13 protein-coding genes are annotated in these 18,140 nt (G+C 70.7%); 11 read left to right on the forward strand and 2 right to left on the reverse strand.

What is annotated here, in order from left to right; translation table 11 throughout:
- Positions 1-135 precede the first annotated feature (135 nt).
- The 6 genes from ABD901_RS53135 to ABD901_RS53160 all read left to right on the forward strand — a co-directional run bounded on the left by ABD901_RS53135 (position 136) and on the right by ABD901_RS53160 (position 8,207).
- On the forward strand, positions 136-2,136 hold the full coding sequence (locus ABD901_RS53135) for an alpha-L-fucosidase (protein WP_345142436.1): 2,001 nt from the start codon (positions 136-138) through the stop codon (positions 2,134-2,136).
- A 234-nt stretch (positions 2,137-2,370) separates the two neighbouring features.
- On the forward strand, positions 2,371-3,444 hold the full coding sequence (locus ABD901_RS53140) for a sugar ABC transporter substrate-binding protein (RefSeq protein WP_345142439.1): 1,074 nt from the start codon (positions 2,371-2,373) through the stop codon (positions 3,442-3,444).
- Entirely contained in the window at positions 3,441-4,940 is a 1,500-nt protein-coding gene (locus ABD901_RS53145) for a sugar ABC transporter ATP-binding protein (RefSeq protein ID WP_345142442.1), read from the forward strand. The genes ABD901_RS53140 and ABD901_RS53145 overlap by 4 nt, the downstream gene beginning before the upstream one ends.
- Positions 4,933-5,964 carry an ABC transporter permease gene (locus tag ABD901_RS53150; protein ID WP_345142445.1) on the forward strand — a complete coding sequence of 344 codons (1,032 nt, stop codon included), beginning with the start codon at positions 4,933-4,935 and terminating at the stop codon, positions 5,962-5,964. Before ABD901_RS53145 ends, ABD901_RS53150 begins: the two co-directional genes overlap by 8 nt.
- A gap of 54 nt (positions 5,965-6,018) precedes the next feature.
- Complete coding sequence (locus tag ABD901_RS53155) at positions 6,019-7,326, forward strand: enolase C-terminal domain-like protein (protein ID WP_345142448.1); 1,308 nt, start codon at positions 6,019-6,021, stop codon at positions 7,324-7,326.
- Positions 7,323-8,207: an amidohydrolase family protein gene (locus tag ABD901_RS53160; RefSeq protein WP_345142451.1), complete on the forward strand. Its 885-nt coding sequence runs from the start codon at positions 7,323-7,325 to the stop codon at positions 8,205-8,207. The genes ABD901_RS53155 and ABD901_RS53160 overlap by 4 nt, the downstream gene beginning before the upstream one ends.
- Here the strand turns inward: ABD901_RS53160 and ABD901_RS53165 are convergent.
- A complete protein-coding gene (locus ABD901_RS53165; protein ID WP_345142454.1) occupies positions 8,153-8,896 on the reverse strand; it encodes a FadR/GntR family transcriptional regulator in 744 nt (247 codons plus the stop codon). The genes ABD901_RS53160 and ABD901_RS53165 overlap by 55 nt on opposite strands.
- A gap of 74 nt (positions 8,897-8,970) precedes the next feature.
- On the opposite strand from ABD901_RS53165, the gene ABD901_RS53170 reads away from it, so the two are divergent.
- The 3 genes from ABD901_RS53170 (at position 8,971) to ABD901_RS53180 (ending at position 11,955) form a co-directional block, all read left to right on the forward strand.
- The gene (locus tag ABD901_RS53170; RefSeq protein WP_345142457.1) at positions 8,971-9,270 is read left to right on the forward strand and encodes a hypothetical protein; all 300 of its coding nucleotides are present in this window, start codon (positions 8,971-8,973) and stop codon (positions 9,268-9,270) included.
- Between the two features lie 44 nt (positions 9,271-9,314).
- Entirely contained in the window at positions 9,315-10,304 is a 990-nt protein-coding gene (locus ABD901_RS53175; RefSeq protein ID WP_345142460.1) for a LacI family DNA-binding transcriptional regulator, read from the forward strand.
- Between the two features lie 181 nt (positions 10,305-10,485).
- Positions 10,486-11,955 (forward strand): sigma-70 family RNA polymerase sigma factor, encoded by a 1,470-nt coding sequence (locus ABD901_RS53180; protein ID WP_345142463.1) that lies wholly within the window; start codon positions 10,486-10,488, stop codon positions 11,953-11,955.
- 72 nt (positions 11,956-12,027) lie between these two features.
- On the opposite strand, the gene ABD901_RS53185 is transcribed toward ABD901_RS53180, so the two are convergent.
- Entirely contained in the window at positions 12,028-14,364 is a 2,337-nt protein-coding gene (locus ABD901_RS53185) for a ricin-type beta-trefoil lectin domain protein (protein ID WP_345142483.1), read from the reverse strand.
- 412 nt (positions 14,365-14,776) lie between these two features.
- Between ABD901_RS53185 and ABD901_RS53190 the strand changes: the two genes are divergently transcribed.
- Together ABD901_RS53190 and ABD901_RS53195 are read left to right on the forward strand one after the other, a co-directional pair.
- Positions 14,777-16,069, forward strand: coding sequence for a ricin-type beta-trefoil lectin domain protein (locus ABD901_RS53190; protein WP_345142486.1), 1,293 nt, complete (start codon positions 14,777-14,779; stop codon positions 16,067-16,069).
- 126 nt (positions 16,070-16,195) lie between these two features.
- A complete protein-coding gene (locus tag ABD901_RS53195; RefSeq protein WP_345142489.1) occupies positions 16,196-17,977 on the forward strand; it encodes a family 43 glycosylhydrolase in 1,782 nt (593 codons plus the stop codon).
- Positions 17,978-18,140: the final 163 nt, after the last annotated feature.

The following is an 18,140-nucleotide window of genomic DNA, read 5'->3' on the forward strand; positions in this document are numbered from 1 at the left end:
GCCTACATCTGATGTATGAAGTCGAAAAGCGCGGTTTGTGCGGCGTCAATCCGTTGACGGCGGCCGATGTGTGTGCTTAACGTCAGATGTCTGGCGCCCGCCCTGCGCCATCCGATCTCTCCTGGAGGCATCTCCATGTCCCGCACCCCGTTCACCCGGCGGTCGCTGCTGACCGCCCTCGGCGCCACCGGAGCCGCCACCGCCCTCGGGTCCTCCGGCCTCCTGCACGCGGCCGCCGCCGCGGCCGCCATTCCCGGACCGACGAGCTACTCCGCCACGTGGGCGTCGGTCGACCAGCATCCCCCGGCGCCCGAGTGGTTCCAGGACGCCAAGTTCGGCATCTACTACCACTGGGGCGTGTTCAGCGTCCCGGCGTACTCGAACGAGTGGTACCCGCGCAACATGTACAACAACGGCTCGAACGAGAACAACCACCACAAGTCCGTCTACGGCGATCCTTCGGTGTGGCCGTACCACAACTTCATCAACGGCGCCCGCGACAAGGCCGGCAACTTCGTGCAGTTCGCGCCGAAGCTGACCTCGGCCGGCGGCGCCTTCGACCCCAACGCGTGGGCCCAGCTGTTCGTCGATGCGGGCGCCCGGTTCGCCGGGCCGGTGGCCGAGCACCACGACGGCTTCTCGATGTGGAACAGCAGCGTCAACGAGTGGAACTCGGTGGCCAATGGGCCGCGGCTGGACCTGCTGCGCCTGCACGCGGACGCGATCCGCGGCAAGGGCCTCAAGCTCATGGTCGCGATGCACCACGCGTACCACTTCACCGGCTACTACCAGTGGGTGCCAGCGCAGTCGGACTCCAGCCTCAAGAAGCTCTACGGTCAGCTCGGCGCGGCCGCCGAGCAGCAGCTGTGGTACGACAAGCTCCGGGAGGTCATCGACGGCTATCAGCCGGACATCCTGTGGCAGGACTTCAACCTCTCGCAGCTGCCCGAGTCGCGGCGGCTGGACTTCCTGTCGTACTACTACAACCGCGCGGTCGCCTGGGACAAGGAGGTCGTCGCCACCTACAAGGACGGCTTCAACACCAACGGCGAGGTCTTCGACTACGAGCGCGGCGGGCCGGCCGGCATCCAGAGCCCTTACTGGCTCACCGACGACAGCATCTCCAGCTCCAGCTGGTGCTACACCGTCGGCATCGGCTACTACTCGACCAACGCGCTGCTGCACGCCCTCATCGACCGGGTGAGCAAGAACGGCAACATGGTGCTCAACATCGCGCCGATGGCCGACGGCACGATCCCGTCCGGACAGCAGACGGTCCTGCGCGGCATCGGCGACTACCTCAAGCGCTTCGGCGAGTCCATCTACGCCACCCGCGCCTGGGGCGCCTACGGCGAGGGTCCGACCCAGATGGGCGGCGGCTCGTTCCAGACCCCGCGCACCGGCACGGCGCAGGACTTCCGCTTCACGCGAAGCAAGGACAACCGGGTGTTGTACGCCACCGTGCTGGGCTGGCCCGGCGGCTCGACGACCATCACGACGCTGAGCTCGAACCGGATCAACCTGAGCACCCTGACGTCGGTGCAGCTGTTGGGCAACACCGCCGGCGCCTACATCGACCTGCCGACCCGCAGCCAGGACGGCGGCGGCCTGCACGTCACGCTGCCCGGCAGCGCGCCGTTCAGCGCCCCCGCGTACGTGCTGAAGCTGACGTTCTCCGGGACGATCCCCGCCCTGGGCACCGGCGGCGGTGGCGGCATCCCGACGGGCTGGGCCCGGGTCGCCAACGTCACCACGGGGCTGGTGCTCGACGGCGGCGGCAGCGTCGCGTCCGGCTCGGTCGTCAAGCAGTGGAACTACGACGGCAGCACCAACCTGCAGTGGCAGTTCGTCGCCCTCGGCAGCGGCTGGTACCGCATCGTCAACCGCACCAACGGCATGGTCGTCGACAGCTGGGGCAGCACCGCCAACGGCGCCAACGCCCGGCAGGCGGCCTGGAACGGCGGCAACAACCAGCAGTGGCGGCTCAACGACACCGGCAACGGGCGGTACCAGATCATCAATCGCGGCACCGGCACGGCGCTGGACGGCATGGGCAACGCCACCGTCGGCTCCACCGTCGGCCTGTGGGCGCCGAACACCAACACCAACAACCTCTGGACCATCACCGGGGTATGACCCGCCGCGCCGCCCGACCCGAGACATCAGATGTATCGTGGATCGCGGTCGGGCGGCGTCGCCTCGAGTTCGTGTTGTTTGCGGTGGCACTGGACATCAGATGCATGCTGGCCTATAAAGACATCAGATGAATGTCGCCCGCTGGGTGGGCGACAGGCGTGAAGACACCCCACACCCCAACCGCACCCCGCGCATCGCCGCGGGTCGGCCGGGCGCGCCCATGAAGGAGACCCGGTGAACCGCAACGCTTTACTCGGCCTCGGCCTGACGGCGGTGCTCGGCACCGCCATGCTCGCCGCCGGCTGTGGCGACAACAACGCATCCTCGGGCAACGGCAGCGGCCCGGCCGCGGCGCCGCTGATCGGCGTCGACTACCCCCGCTCGGACACCGACTTCTGGAACTCCTACATCAAGTACGTGCCGCAGTTCGCGGGCGAGCTCGGCGTGCAGATCAAGACGACGAACTCGCAGAACGACATCGCCGCCCTCATCTCCAACGTCCAGGCGTTCCAGAGCCAGGGGGTCAAGGGCGTGGTGATGGCGCCGCAGGACACCGCGGCGATCGCCCCGACCCTGGACCAGCTGGCCGGGAAGAAGATCCCGGTCGTCACGATCGACACCCGCCCCGACACCGGCAAGGTCTTCATGGTGGTGCGCGCCGACAACCGGGCCTACGGGACCAAGGCGTGCCAGTTCCTCGGCGCGAAGCTCGGCGGCAAGGGCAAGGTCGTGATGCTCGAGGGCGGCCTCGACTCGATCAACGGCCGGGACCGCACCGAGGCGTTCAACGAATGCATGAAGAAGGACTTCCCCGGTATCACGGTGTTCGGTGAGGCCACCGACTGGAAGGGGGACGTGGCCGCGACGAAGCTGCAGACGCGGTTCACCTCCGACCCGGACATCAAGGGCATCTACATGGAGTCGTCGTTCGCGCTCTCGGGCACGCTGCAGATTCTCAAGCAGCGCGGGCTGCAGGTCCCGCCGGCCGACCCCAAGCACGTCTTCGTGGTGTCCAACGACGGCATCCCGGAGGAGCTCAAGGACATCCAGGGCGGTCTCATCGACGCCACGGTCAGCCAGCCGGCCGACCTCTTCGCCAAGTACGGGCTCTACTACGTCAAGGCGGCGATCGAGGGCAAGACCTTCCAGGCGGGCCCGACCGACCACGGCAGCACGATCATCCAGGTCCGCGACGGCGTGCTCGAGGACCAGCTGGCCGCCCCGCTGGTGACCGTCGACGGCGCCACCATCGGCGGGCAGCCGACGACGAAGTTCGACGACAAGTCGCTGTGGGGCAACAACGCATGAGCCCCGCAACCGTCGAGGCGGCCAACGTCACCAAGCGGTTCGGCTCCACGGTGGCGTTGGCCGGCGCCGGCATCGTCGTGCGCCCCGGCGAGACCCATGCCCTGGTCGGGCGCAACGGGGCCGGCAAGTCGACGCTGGTGAGCATTCTGACCGGGCTGCAGGCGCCGGACGAGGGAGCCGTCACCTTCGACGGCCGCCCGGCGCCGCCGCTCGGCGACCGCGATGCCTGGCGGCGCCTGGTGGCCTGCGTCTACCAGAAGTCGACGATCATCCCGACGCTCACCGTGGCCGAGAACCTGTTCCTCAACCGGCAGGCCCGTGGGCCCGCCGGGCTCATCGGCTGGGGGAGGATGCGCCGCGACGCGCAGCGGCTGCTCGCCGAGTGGTCCGTCGACGTCGACGCGCGCCGGCCGGCCTCGACGCTGACGGTGGAGCAACGGCAGTTCGTGGAGATCGCCCGGGCGCTGTCGTTCGGCGCCCGGTTCATCATCCTCGACGAGCCGACCGCGCAGCTCGACGCCGCCGGGATCAAGCGGCTCTTCGCCCGCATCGGCAACCTGCGCGAGCAGGGCGTGACCTTCCTGTACATCAGCCACCACCTGCCGGAGATCTACGAGATCTGCGACCAGGTCACCGTGTTCCGCGACGCCCGGCACATCCTGACCGCGCCGGTCGCCGAGCTCGGCCGCCCGGCGCTGGTGGCGGCGATGACCGGCGAGGACGTGACCATGCCCGAGGCCGTGCGCCGGGACATCCCGCCCGACGTGCCCGTCCGGCTGCGCGTCCGCGGCCTGGTGACCCGCACCTCGGCGCGCCTGTCGCTGGAGGCGAGGGCCGGCGAGGTCGTCGGCATCGCGGGCGGCGGCGGCAGCGGCAAGGTCGACGTGGCCGAGGCGGTCGTCGGGCTGACCCGACCGGCCGCGGGCACCGTCACGGTGGACGGCCGGACGCTGCGGCCCGGTAGTGTCCCCGACGCCATCGCCGCCGGGGTCGGCCTCGTGCCGCAGGACCGCCACCGGGAAGGCCTCGTCCCGCTGCTGTCGATCGCCGAGAACGTCACGATGAGCGTGCCGGAGCGCATCCGCCGCCGCGGCCTGCTCTCCCCGAAGCGCCGCGACGCCCTCGCCGGGCGGGTCATCGCCGAGCTGTCGATCAAGGCCGATGGACCGCGGGTCCCGGTCGGCGACCTGTCCGGCGGCAACCAGCAGAAGGTCGTGCTGGGGCGGGCCCTGGCCGCCGACCCCAAGCTGCTCGTCCTCGTCACGCCGACCGCCGGAGTCGACGTGCGGTCCAAGCAGACGCTGCTCGGCGCCGTCGAGGAGGTCCGGCGGAGCGGCACGACGGTGCTCGTGGTCTCCGACGAGCTCGACGACCTGCGCATCTGCGACCGCGTCCTGGTGCTGTTCCAGGGCCGGGTCGTTGCCGAGATGGCCGCCGGCTGGAGCGACAACGAACTGGTAGCCGCCATGGAAGGGGTCGATCTCGGCCATGTCTGACACGCTGTCCACCGACGCCATGCCGGCCGCGGCGGCGCCGCACCCGCCGCGGCGCGGGCCGGCCATCGCCCGCCTGCGCGACCTCGCGCTGGTGCCGGCGATCGTCGCGGTCGCGATCGTCGGCTTCATCGTCAACCCCGTCTTCCTGCAGCCCGACAACATCGTCAACGTGCTGCAGAGCATGTCCGAGATCTCCATCGTCGTGCTGGCCGAGACCATCGTGCTCATCGCCGGCAAGATGGACCTCTCCCTCGAGTCGACGTTCGGGCTGGCCCCGGGCCTCGTCGCCTGGCTCGTCGTCGACCCGGCGGTCACCCACGGCCTGGGCCTGCACGTGCTGCCCGCCGCCTGGGCGGTGCCGGCCGTGCTGCTCACCGGCGCCCTCATCGGGGCGTTCAACGGCCTGCTCATCGTGCGGTTCGGGCTCAACGGCTTCGTGGTCACCCTCGGCCTGCTGATCGTGCTGCGGGGGCTGCTGACCGGCATCTCCGGTGGCAAGACGTTCTTCGCGCTGCCCGCCTCGATGACGTACCTCGGGTCCGCCGAATGGCTCGGCGTGCCCGCATCGGTCTGGCTGTCCCTCGCGCTGTTCGGGGCCGGCATCGTGGTGCTCGGCTTCACCCGCCCAGGGCGGGCGCTCTACGCGATCGGCGGCAACGTCGACGCGGCCCGGGCCGCGGGCATCCGCACCGACCGCGTCCTGTGGCTCACCCTCGTGGTGGCCGGCGTGCTGGCCGCCCTGGCCGGGCTGCTCATCAGCGGGCGCCTGGCGGCGGTGCCGGCCGCGCAGGGCAGCGGTGCCATCTTCCAGGTGTTCGCGGCGGCGGTCATCGGCGGCGTCAGCCTCAACGGCGGCAAGGGCACCGTCTTCGGTGCCTTCACCGGCGTGCTGTTGCTGTTCATGATCCTCAACGTCCTGACCCTGGCCGGCGTGCCCGCGCAGTGGACGAACTTCCTCAACGGCGCGGTCATCCTGGTGGCGCTCGTCCTGTCCCGGGTCACCGGCGGCAAGGCGCAGACGTGACCCCGACGATCCCGGCCGCGGCTGTGCGGCGCCGTCCAACCTCCAGGAGTATCGGTGACTGAGCGCATCTCGTCCGTCGACGTCCTCGACGTGCGGTTCCCGACCTCACGCCATCGCGACGGCTCCGACGCGATGAACCCGTTCCCGGACTACTCCGCCGCCTACATCGTGCTGCGGACCACCGCCGGCGCCGAGGGGCACGGCCTGGTCTTCACCGTCGGCCGCGGCACCGAGATCGAAGTGGCGGCGGTGCGCTCGCTCGCCGCGATGCTGATCGGCCAGCCGGTCGACGACCTCGTCGCCGACCCCGGGGCACTCGCCCGGCGGCTCGTCGGCGACAGTCAGATCCGCTGGCTCGGCCCGGAGAAGGGCGTCGTGCACATGGCCGCCGGCGGGCTCGTCAACGCGGTGTGGGACCTGGCCGCCCGGCGGGCCGGCCGGCCGCTGTGGAAGCTGCTGGCCGGCCTGACGCCGGAGGAGCTCGTGGCGCAGATCGACTTCCGGTACCTGCGCGACGCCCTCACCGAGCAGGACGCGCTCGAGCTGCTGCGCTCCGCGGCGGCCGGGCGGGGCGAGCGGGAGCGACGGCTGCTGGGGGAGGGCTATCCGGCCTACACGACGACGCCGGGCTGGCTCGGCTACGACGACGACAAGCTCGCCCGGCTGTGCCGGGAGGCGGTCACCGCCGGCTACGAGCTGATCAAGCTCAAGGTCGGCGGCAACCTGGCCGACGACGTCCGGCGGATGGCCATCGCCCGCGACAGCGTCGGGCCGGGCATCCGCATCGCCGTCGACGCCAACCAGATCTGGGGCGTCCCGGACGCGATCCGCTGGATGCGGGAGCTCAGCCACTTCGACCCGTACTGGATCGAGGAGCCGACGTCGCCGGACGACGTGCTCGGCCACGCGGCCGTGCGCCGGGCCGTCGCCCCCGTCAAGGTCGCCACCGGCGAGCACGTGCACAACGCTGTGATGTTCAAGCAGCTGCTGCAGGCCGGCGCCGTCGACGTGGTGCAGATCGACGCCTGCCGGGTCGGCGGCGTCAACGAGAACCTCGCGATCCTGCTGCTGGCGGCCCGGTTCGGCGTGCCGGTCTGCCCGCACGCCGGCGGGGTCGGGCTGTGCGAGCTGGTGCAGCACCTGGCCATGTTCGACTACCTGGCCGTCAGCGGCACGACCGACGACCGCTACATCGAGTACGTCGACCATCTGCACGAGCACTTCGTCGACCCGGTGCGCATCCGGCGTGGCCGCTACCTGGCGCCGACCGCGCCCGGTATGAGCGCGCAGATCGTCCCGGCGTCGCTGGCCGCCTTCCGGTTCCCGGACGGCCCCGAGTGGGCGACGGCGGCCGCGGCATGATCGTCGACGCGCACCACCACCTGTGGCGGCCGGAGCGCGGCTACCGATGGCTGGACGATCCGGCGCTGGAGCGCATCCGGCGCCCGTTCACCCCGGCCGCCCTGACCGCGGAGCTCGCGGCGGCCGGCGTGGACGCCACCGTGCTCGTCGAGGGCGGGCGCTGCCACGTCGACGAGGCGGCCGAGTTCCTCGCGTACGCCGCCGACACCCCGCCGATCGCCGGCGTGGTGGCTTGGATCGACGTGGCGGCCGACGACGTCGCCGCCACGCTGGCGGGCTACCGTCGCCGGCGCGGCGGCGAGCTGCTGGTCGGCGTGCGTTCGCAGGTGCAGGGCGAGGCCGACCCCGACTACCTCGACCGGCCAGGCGTGCGGCGGGGCCTGGCCGCGATCGCCGCGGCCGGGCTCGCCTTCGACCTGGTGATCCGCGCCGACCAGCTGGCTGCGGCGGCGCGCGCGGCCCGGGCGGTGCCGCAGCTGCGGTTCGTGCTCGACCACCTGGGCAAGCCCCGCATCGACGAGGGCGCGGCGGGGTTGCGGCGTTGGCGGGAGCCGCTCGCGGCCCTGGCCGGCCACGACAACGTGACCGCCAAACTGTCGGGCCTGGTCACCGAGGCCGGGCCGAACTGGACCGCGGACGACCTGCGCCCGTTCGTCGCCGTGGCGGTCGAGGAGTTCGGCCCCGGACGTCTGATGTTCGGCTCGGACTGGCCGGTCTGCCTGCTCGTCGCGGACTACCGCGGCGTGCTGCGGTCCCTGGACGAGGCCCTGCCCCCGCTGCGGGCGGGCGAGCGGGCCCAGATCTTCGCCGGCACCGCCGTCCGCACCTATGGCCTCACCAGGCTGCGCGGGCCGGCCCCGGCCGACGGAGCGCCCGCGTGATCCCCCTCCGGCTGCGCCAGCACCGCGCGCAGCCACGACTCGGAGGTGTTGACGTGCAGCAGCGCGCTGGCCTGGGCCAGCAGCTGGTCGCGCGAGCGCAGCGCGACATAGATGGCGTGGTGCTCCTCGATGGTGGTGTGCGCGGAGTTGCCCTCGATCAGCCCCCGCCACACCCGGGCCCGCAGGGTGCGGCTGGACAGCCCGTCCAGCAGCGACGTCAGCGTCTCGTTGCCGGTGGCCGCGACGACCGTGCGGTGAAACGCCGTGTCGAACTGGATGAGCCGCTCGTGGTCGTCCGCGGCCCCGCGCATATCGTCGAGGATCCGGGCGAGATCGTCGAGGTCGTCGTCCGACATCCGCAGCGCCGCGATGCCGGTGGCCACCGGCTCCAGCATCCGGCGAACCTCCATCACCTCGAGCAGGGTGTCGTCCTGCAGCAGTTCGACCGCAAGGCCGAGGCCCTCCAGCAGCAGCCGGGGGGCGAGGCTGGTGACGTAGGTGCCGTCGCCGCGGCGGACGTCGAGCACCCGGGCAGACTCGAGCACCTTCACCGCCTCCCGCACGCCGCTGCGGGACAGGCCCATCTGCGATGCCAGCTGCGGCTCAGACGGCAGCCGCGAACCCGGCGGCAGCTCACCGCTCTGGATCATGCTGCGGATCTTCGCGATCGCTTCGTCGGTCAGTGCCACGAGTCTCCTTCGAACCGGCTGCGGACGGCCGCAACCCACTATAGGGACATCAGACGTTTGGCGGAGGGCGCGAGATGAACCGCGCGGCGTACTACACCGGCGCGCACCGGTTCGAGGTGCGGGCGGCCGACGCGGTACCGCCCCGGCCGGTCGACCTGCACCGGGTCTTCTGGCGGGAGCTGGAGCTCATCGGCGTGCGGGTGTACGAGCGCGAGGACTACGACGAGGCGGTCCGGCTGCTCTCGCGCAACGTGGTGCCCGCGGGCCGGCTCGTCTCCCGCGTCGTGCCGCTGGACGATGTCGACGCGGCGTTCCGGGCCCTCGAGGCCGGCGGCGACCTCAAGGTGCTCCTCGACTGCGGCGGGACGTCGTGAAAACGCCAGCGGCCCGGCAGCGCCGCATGATGCATGGCCGGGCGGTGATCAAGGATGTCGCCCAGCTCGCCGGAGTCTCGGCCCAGACGGTGTCGCGGGTGCTGAACGAATACCCCAACGTCAGCGACCGCACGCGGAAACGCGTGCTCGAGGCCATCCGCCAGCTCGGATATCGCCGCAACGCCATGGCGCGAGGCCTGGCCGCGCGCCGGTCGCGCATCATCGGCGTGGTCACGCTCGAGACCGTCCTGTACGGTCCCGCGGCGACGCTGTTCGGCATCGAGCGGGCCGCGCGGGCCGAGGGCTACGCCGTCAGCGTATCGACGCTCCAGCGGATCGACCACCGGGGTGTGCTGTCGGCGTTGAGTGCCCTGGCGGACCAGTCGGTGGCCGGCGTCGTGCTCATCGCGCCGCAGGGCGCCGCGGCGCGGGCGCTGCACGACCTGCCATCGCCGATGGCCGCCGTGGCCGTGGGTGCCGACACCGGCGGGCGGACCCCGGTGATCGGCGTCGACCAGCGCGCGGGTGCGCGGATGGCCGTGGAGCACCTGATCGGGCTCGGGCATCGCGAGGTGTGGCATCTGGCCGGACCGCCGGACTGGCTGGAGACCCGGGGCCGCATCGACGGCTGGCGCTCGGTGCTGCAAGACGCCGGCCTGCGGGTGCCCGAGCCGATGACCGGCGACTGGAGCGCCCGTTCCGGCTATGCGGCCGGTCTTGAGTTCGCCGTACGGGCGAGCGCGACCGCGATCTTCGCGGGCAACGACCAGATGGCGCTCGGCCTGCTGCGCGCCTTCCACGAGCGGGGCATCCGGGTCCCCGACGACGTCAGCGTCGTCGGGTTCGACGACATCCCGGAGGCGGCGTTCCTGTGCCCGCCGCTCACCACGATCCGGCAGGACTTCGACGAGGTGGGCCGGCGCTGCGTCGCGGTGCTGCTGCAATCCATCGAGGTGGATCGCCTCGAGCCGGTGCCGGTGCCGGTGGTGGTGCCGACCCTGATCGAGCGCGACAGCACGGCCGGGGTTGGCTGAGCGGTGGTCTGTCTGCATTGTTCGGCGCCGGAATGCACAGGTACCCGGAATGCACAGGTACACAGTCTCTCGGCGCGGAAAAGTGTTATGCGGAGGGGTCAGTCGGAGTCGCGTTACGGGCGTCTTGACAATGTCCTCGGCCGTGTGCCGAGATTGACACTCAACGGGCCGGTGATGGTACTTGCGAGCAACGAAGACCGAAGCGGCGCCGCTTGTCGTCGCGGCGAAAGCCGGGGATGAGCAGGCGCTCGGCGAACTCATGGCGGCGCACTTGCCGCTGGTGTACACGATCGTGCGCCGGGCGCTCGCCGGGCGCCCCGGCGCCGTCGACGACGTGGTCCAGGAGACGATGCTGCGCGCGCTGCGGCAGCTCCCGTCGCTGCGCGATCCGGACAGCTTCCGGACCTGGCTGGCCTCGATCGCCGTCCGGCAGGCCGGCACCCACCTGCAGCGCGAACGCGTCGCCGTCGGGCGGCGGGCGGCGCTGGACGATCTCACCGCGGCGCCCGACGCGGACGACTTCGAGTCGCTCACCGTCCTGCGGGTGGAGCTCGCCGGCCAGCGGCGGCAGGTCGGGCAGGCCGTCGGCTGGCTCGACTCCGACGACCGGGTGCTGTGGTCGCTCTGGTGGCTCGAGGTCAGCGAGGAGCTGACCCGTCCCGAGCTCGCCGCTGCGCTCGGCGTCGGCGTCGCCCACGCCGGCGTTCGCATCCAGCGGATGCGCGGCCGGCTCGAGCAGGCGCGGGCGCTCGTGGCGGCGCTGGACGCGCGGCCGCGCTGCCCGTGGCTGGAGACGATCGTCGCCGAGTGGAACGGCGTCCCCGGTCCGCTGTGGCGCAAGCGGATCGCCCGGCACGTCAGATCCTGTGTGGCGTGCACCCGGGCCATGGAGGGGGCGGTCGACACGGAGCGCCTGCTGAACGGCTTCGCTCTGCTGGCCGTGCCGGCCGCGCTCACCGGGACCCTGGCCACCGGGGGCAAGTTCTCGTCGATCGCGCCAGGGGCCGGCGGCACCTCGTTCGTCGCGAACGCGGTCACGAGCGGCGCGGCGAAGGCGGGATGGCTCGCCGGCGTACCGGTCGCGAAGCTCGCCGCGGGCACGCTCGTCATCGGGGTGGCGGCCACCATGGTGGCCTGGCCGCGACACGAGCGGCCGCAACCGACGGGGGCGCCGACCTCAGTGGCGTCCCCGCCGGCATCGCCCTCCACCGAGTCGTCGGCGCCGTCGTTGCGTCCCGGGCGGCTCTCGCTCGAGTTCGCGGCCGAGCCGGGCCGCTTCCTCGGCACCGACGGCCAGGTCGGGATCCTCGCCACCGGCGACACCGCGCTCGCGCGGCAGCGGGCCACGTTCGAGGCGGTGCCGGGCCTTGCCGACGCGGACTGCTACTCGTTGCGTACCTCAGACGGGCAGTACCTGCGGCACACCTCCTGGCGGCTGCGCCTCAGCCGCGACGAGGGCACGCAGCTGTTTCGCGGCGATGCCACGTTCTGCCCGCTCGGTCCCGGCAACGGCGAGGTGCTGCTCGAGGCGTCCAACTACCGCGGGTACTTCATCCACCGCGAGGGCGACGAACTCTGGGTGCGCCCGGCCGACGGAACCGCGCAGTTCCGGGCGGACAGCACGTTCCGTGTCCGCCCGGCGCTGGCGTAATCGTCTCGAGGGGCCGGTGCCCGGGCCGGAAGACCGTCCGCTCGGTCGACCGTGGGGGCCGCAGGCCAGGTGTCAGCTACGGATCCACTGCTGGTTGGCGCCGCCGTTGCAGGTCCAGATCTGCACGGCGGTGCCGTTGGCCGTGGCGGCGCCGTTGACGTCCAGGCAGAGCCCCGAGCCGACGCCGACGATGGTGCCGTCGGCGTTGAGGCGCCACTGCTGGTTGGTGCCGCCGTTGCAGGTCAGGATCCGGGCGCGGGAGCCGGCGGCGGTGCCGGGCACGTCCAGGCATTTGTTGCCGTAGACCGTCAGCTGGTTGGCCGCGGTCGGGGTCCATTGCTGGTTGGCCCCGCCGTTGCAGTCCCAGATCTGCACGACGGCGCCGTCGGCCTGGCTGGCTCCGTTGACGTCCAGACACCGGTTGGAGCCGGCGCCGCGCACCTCTCCGCCCGGACCGCCGGAGGTGCCGACCGGGGTGATGGACAGGTTGTCGAACTGCGCGGTCACACCCTGGCCGGTGCCGTACCCGATCTGGCCGGCCACCCACGTGGAGTCCGAGACGGTGCCGACGGTGGTGCCGTCGATCGCCGCGGTGAGGGCGGTCCCGTTGAGCGTGAGCGACAGCGTGTGCCATCGCCCGATGCCGAATGCCGACGTGGTGCCGCTGGTCAGCGTCCGCCAGTTGCCGCTGGTGTTGTTGCTCAGGATCGACCAGGCGCCGGTGTCGGCGACGCGGAAGTAGTAGCCGTTGAGGTTCTGGGGGCCCTGGTGGTTGTACGTGTTGGCGCGGCCGATGAGCTGGGCGTAGCCCGACTTCTCGAGCATGACGTCCGATGAGACGGTGTAGTTGCGCCAGGTCAGGTCGCCCAGCAGCGTGAACGGTTCGGCGTGGCCGGACGTCCAGAAGATGGGGGCCTGCTCGGACATCTGGCGGACGCATTGTCCGGTGCGTCCGCCGCCGCACCCGGTGACCTCGAACGAGCCCTGCTGGTCCATGAGGTACTTCGCCTCGCGACCGGCCGCGTAGCCGTCGAAATTGTCGCTGTAAGGCAGCTTCAGGTTGCCCTGCGCGGGGCTGGTCGCCGCGCCCTTGCCCTGCCCGGTGGTGGTCGTGATGCTGTACACGTAGCCGGGCTGGACGGTGAGCGAGAAGCTGCCGTTCGACGGCGTGATGTCGCCGCCGCGCACGAAGGAGTCGGCCGGGTTGCTGGACCGGACGTTGGTCGACCACACGTGCACGGTGCCGGTGGACAGTCCTCCGGTGAGGCTGAAGGTCAGTGTCTGGGCCGCGGTGGCGTCCATCGTCTCGACGATGGTGCTGTAGTCGCCGGTACCGGCGGATCTGAGCGCGACGTAGCTGCCGTTGTTGCGGTTGCCGCCGATGTAGCCGCTCGAGCTGTCGAGGTAGCGCCATCCGGGCGCGGTGAACTGGGTGGTCTGCGCCATCACCCAGGCGTTCTTGCCGATCGAGTAGTAGCCGGACCACGGCTGCGGCGCGACCGCAACGCCGGTGGTGGCCCACGGGATGTTGGGGGTGATGGCGGCGATGACGGGCCAGTTGATGTAGCCGGTCATCTTGCCGTCGATGTAGCCGCGGTTGATGCCGCGGGCGAGGGCTGCGGCGCCCGCGTTGTAGTCGTCCGAGCCGTTCTCGCTGGCCCACAGCGCCTTGCCGGTCGCCAGGGCGTTGCTGGAGCTCGGGCAGCTGCTCTGGGCGCTGCGGTACCCGCAGACGTAGTGGCTGCCGAAGACCGACACGGCGCCGGCGAAGGCCGAGTCACGGAGCGAGTCGTCGGCGGCGGCCCACCCGAAGTCGTCCGAGGCCACGAGCTTCACGTTGGTGTACCCGCGCGAGTTCAGGGCGGAGCGCAGGTTCTTGTACCAGGTGACGTTGTAGCCCTTCTCGTTCCATCCACCGAGGTAGTCGATCGTCAGCCCGTGCGCACCGGCGCAGTCCAGCCACGCCAGCAGGTAGTCGATCGAGTCGTTGGACCAGAAGTTGCCGTTGCCGATCCAGCCGGGGGTACCCCAGGCCAGCCCCACCAGGTTGATGCGGGGATTACGGGCCCTGGCCTGTTCCATCAGCCACCACTCGTAGCCGCGGTTGCAGTTGATGCTGCCCCGGGTGTGCTCGTGGCTCGGCTCGGCGCCCGACGTCGAGTTGGTGTCCCCGCCGATCTCCACCTTCATGACCTGCATCGCCGCGCCGAAGCCGGGCTTGAACAGGTAGTCCAGGATGTCACTGCGCTGAGGCTCCGGGTAGTCGATCAGCAGGCGCGAGTTGCCCCCGCCACCGCTGACCGCGCCGACGCCGTCAAGCACTCGTCCGCCCGACGCACCGTTGATCGTGATCGCCGTCGCCGCGTGCGCCGGGGAGGCCACCCCCACCAGGATGCCGGCCGCGACCATGGCGATCACGGCGGCCGCGGCCCGATAGCGGCCTGCCGCCCGCAGGCGCGGGCGGTTCGCTCTTGTGGACATCTGACGTGCCTCTCTGTCGTTGGCGGTGATCGGGCCCGACAGCCCGTCGACATAAGACGTCTTACGTTAAGCATCATCGATCTAACGGTCAATTTGGGTGCTGGGCCCGCGTGAAAGTTTCCCGGAGCGAGGTCGGGCGCAGCATCGAAGCATTTACATGGGTTGACACAATACGTCATACGACCTATGTTCCGGGTCGCGCATTCCCCCGTAGGGCAGGTCATTCGCTCCCAAACAAGGAGTCACAGTTGTGAGAACTGTCCAAGGACGACGCCTGGTTCCCCGATGGCTGGCGGTGCTCGGCACGGTCGCCCTGGTCGCCGCGGGAACGCTCGCCGTCATGACGGCGACGGTTCCGTCCGCGTCCGCGGCGACGACGGCCGGTTGCGGCAGGACCCCGACGCTGCGCAGCGGTTCGTACACCATCCAGAGCGCCGGCCAGAGCCGAAGCTTCATCCTGCGGGTTCCCGACGGCTACAGCAACGCGCGCGCGTACCGGTTGATCTTCGGGTACCACTGGCGCGGCGGCACCATGCAGGACGTCTCCTCGGGTGGGACCAGCGGCGCCGCCTGGTCCTACTACGGCATGCAGGAGCAGTCCGGCAACAGCGCGATCCTGGTCGCGCCGCAGGGCATCGGCAACGGCTGGGCCAACACCAACGGTCAGGACCTCACGTTCACCGACGACATGGTCCGGATGATCGAGAACGACCTCTGCGTCGACACCACGCAGCTGTTCGCCATGGGGTTCAGCTACGGCGGCGGGATGAGCTATGCCATCGCGTGTGCTCGAGCCACCGTCTTCCGGGCGGTCGTGGTCTACTCCGGCGCGCAGCTGTCCGGCTGCAGCGGCGGCACTCAGCCGATCGGGTACTTCGGCATCCACGGCGTCTCCGACAACGTCCTGAACATCTCATCGGGACGGGCATTGCGCGACACGTTCGTGCGCAACAACGGCTGCACTCCCCAGAACCCTCCGGAGCCGGCGCCGGGCAGCGGCAGGCACATCACGACCGCCTACTCCTGCCGGGCCGGATACCCGGTGCAGTGGGCCGCGTTCGATGGTGGACACGGGCCCGGCCCGGTGGATGGGTGCTCAGGCTGTGAGGATGGCGTCCGGACGTGGACCAAGGGTGAGGCCTGGCGGTTCATCTCCTCGTTCGGCGGCAGCACACCGCCGAGCTCGCCGCCGCCCAGCTCGCCGCCGCCCAGCTCGCCGTCGAGCAGCCCGCCGCCGGGTCAGTCCAACGTCACGGTCGTGGGCTCCGCGTCGGGTCGCTGCATCGATGTGCCCGGCAGCACGGCGACGAACGGCACGCAGCTGCAGCTGTGGGACTGTCACGATGGGTCCAACCAGCGCTGGACCTACACCGCCGGCCGGCAGTTGATGGTGTACGGCAACAAGTGCCTGGACGCCAGCGGTCAAGGCACGAGTAGCGGCACGGCCGTCGTCATCTGGGACTGCAACGGTCAGAGCAACCAGCAGTGGAACGTCAACGCCAACGGCACCATCACCGGTGTGCAGTCCGGACTGTGCCTCGACGTCAGCGGCGCCGCCACCGCGAACGGCGCGAAGATCCAGCTCTGGTCCTGCCACGGCGGTGCCAATCAGCAGTGGAGCCTGCGCAGCTGACCGATCGACCGGGTGGGCGCCGGCACGCGCGATCAGCGCCGGCGCCACCCCCATTTCATGTCCCGGTGGACAGGGGAGTGAACAGTGAATCTCGTATCTCGACGTCCGGCCAGACGCGCGCTCGCCCTGGCGGCGATCCTGTTCTGCATCACGGCGTTGCTTCCGGGCGTCGCCAAAGCGGACAACCCGATCGTGCAGCACATCTACACCGCCGATCCGGCGCCGCTGGTGTACAACGGCCGGGTCTACCTGTACACCGGGCACGACGAAGACGGCTCGACCTACTTCACGATGCGCGAGTGGCGGGTCTGGTCCTCGGCGGACATGGTGAACTGGACCGACCACGGCTCGCCGATGAGCCTGGCCACCTTCAGCTGGGCGAGCTCGGACGCGTGGGCCGGGCAGGCCGTCTACCGCAACGGCAAGTTCTACTGGTACGTGCCGGTGCGAATGTCCAACGGATCGACCGCGATCGGCGTGGGGGTGTCCGACAGCCCCACCGGGCCGTTCCGCGACGCGCTCGGCCGTCCGCTGATCCAGAACGCGGAGATCGACCCCACCGTCTACATCGACGCCGACGGGCAGGCCTACCTGTACTACGGCAACCCGCACCTGTGGTACGTGAAGCTCAACGCCGACATGATCTCGTACTCCGGCAACCCGGCCCAGATTCCGCTGACCACGGCGGGGTTCGGCACCCGCGCCGGCGACGCCAACCGGCCGACGCTGTACGAGGAGGGGCCGTGGTTCTACAAGCGCAACAACCTGTACTACATGGTGTTCGCGGCGAAATGCTGCTCTGAGTTCATCGCCTACTCCACCTCGCCCGGCCCTACGGGGCCGTGGACCTATCGCGGCACCATCATGCCGACACAGGGCTCCAGCTTCACGAACCACCCCGGTGTCGTCGACTTCAACGGCGGCTCCTACTTCTTCTACCACAACGGTGCGTTGCCCGGGGGCGGCGGCTTCACCCGCTCGGTCGCGGTGGAGAAGTTCAACTACAACGCCGACGGCACATTCCCGACCATCAACATGACCACGACCGGGGCGCCGCAGGTCGGCACGCTCGATCCCTATGTCCGCCAGGAGGCCGAGACCATCGCCTGGGGCAGCGGCATCGAGACCGAGCCCTCCAGCGAGGGCGGCATGGACGTCGGCCGGATCGAGAACGGCGACTACATCAAGGTCAAGGGCGTGGCGTTCGGCACCGGTGCCGGCTCGTTCAGCGCCCGGGTGGCGTCCGGGGCCGGCGGCGGCCGGATCGAGCTGCATCTGGACAGCGCCACGGGGACGCTGGCCGGGACGTGCAATGTGTCCGGCACCGGCGGCTGGCAGACGTGGACGACGGTCTCGTGCCCGGTGAGCGGCGCGACCGGGACGCACGACCTGTACCTGCGCTTCACCGGCGGCAGCGGGTCGCTGTTCAACGTGAACTGGTGGCAGTTCACGGCGGGGTCCGCTCAGCCGGTGGGCTACCCGGCCGGTTATCACCGGCTCGTGATCGCCAACAACGGCTTGTGCCTCGACGTGAGCGGTGTGTCGATGGCGGCCGGCGCCGCGATCACCCAGTGGACGTGCAACGGTCAGGCCAATCAGCAGTTCCAGTTCGTGCCCGTCGCGGACGGCTATGGCCGGTTGCAAGCTCAGCACTCTGGCTACGACGTGGCCGTAGCCGGCAGCTCCACCGCCGCCGGGGTTCCGAACGTCATCCAGCAGGCACCCAACAGCGCGCCGAACAGCCTCTGGCTTCCGTTCCAGCAGTCCGACGGTTCGTACTCGTTCAAGAACCGCAACAGCGGCCTGTGCCTGGACGTGTACGGCGCCAACAGCACGCTCGGGCAGCAGCTCGATCAGTGGCAGTGCAAGAACACGCCCGGCAGCAACCAGGACTTCACGCCAAGCTGACCGGAAACGCCAACGGGCCGGCGGCCGCGTCCGGCGTGGACACGGTAGCCGGCCCGGCCAACGCAGTCCGGCCGGACCAGAGCGGCGATCGCGCGGGGCAGCGACGCCACCGCCGTGCGGATGGCGTTCCCGGACGCCCGGCCGACTCTGTCGACGCCGTCAC

It is taken from the genome of Dactylosporangium darangshiense, assembly GCF_039537565.1.
Lineage (GTDB): Bacteria > Actinomycetota > Actinomycetes > Mycobacteriales > Micromonosporaceae > Dactylosporangium > Dactylosporangium darangshiense.

What these genes read in the sequence shown, in the direction of transcription:
- ABD901_RS53150 (WP_345142445.1), top strand. Translation starts at nt 4,933, where the DNA reads ATGTCTGACACGCTGTCCACCGACGCCATGCCGGCCGCGGCGGCGCCG.
- ABD901_RS53145 (WP_345142442.1), top strand. Translation starts at nt 3,441, where the DNA reads ATGAGCCCCGCAACCGTCGAGGCGGCCAACGTCACCAAGCGGTTCGGC.
- ABD901_RS53190 (WP_345142486.1), top strand. Translation starts at nt 14,777, where the DNA reads ATGACGGCGACGGTTCCGTCCGCGTCCGCGGCGACGACGGCCGGTTGC.
- ABD901_RS53170 (WP_345142457.1), top strand. Translation starts at nt 8,971, where the DNA reads ATGAACCGCGCGGCGTACTACACCGGCGCGCACCGGTTCGAGGTGCGG.
- ABD901_RS53135 (WP_345142436.1), top strand. Translation starts at nt 136, where the DNA reads ATGTCCCGCACCCCGTTCACCCGGCGGTCGCTGCTGACCGCCCTCGGC.
- ABD901_RS53160 (WP_345142451.1), top strand. Translation starts at nt 7,323, where the DNA reads ATGATCGTCGACGCGCACCACCACCTGTGGCGGCCGGAGCGCGGCTAC.
- ABD901_RS53185 (WP_345142483.1), bottom strand. Translation starts at nt 14,364, where the DNA reads ATGGTCGCGGCCGGCATCCTGGTGGGGGTGGCCTCCCCGGCGCACGCG.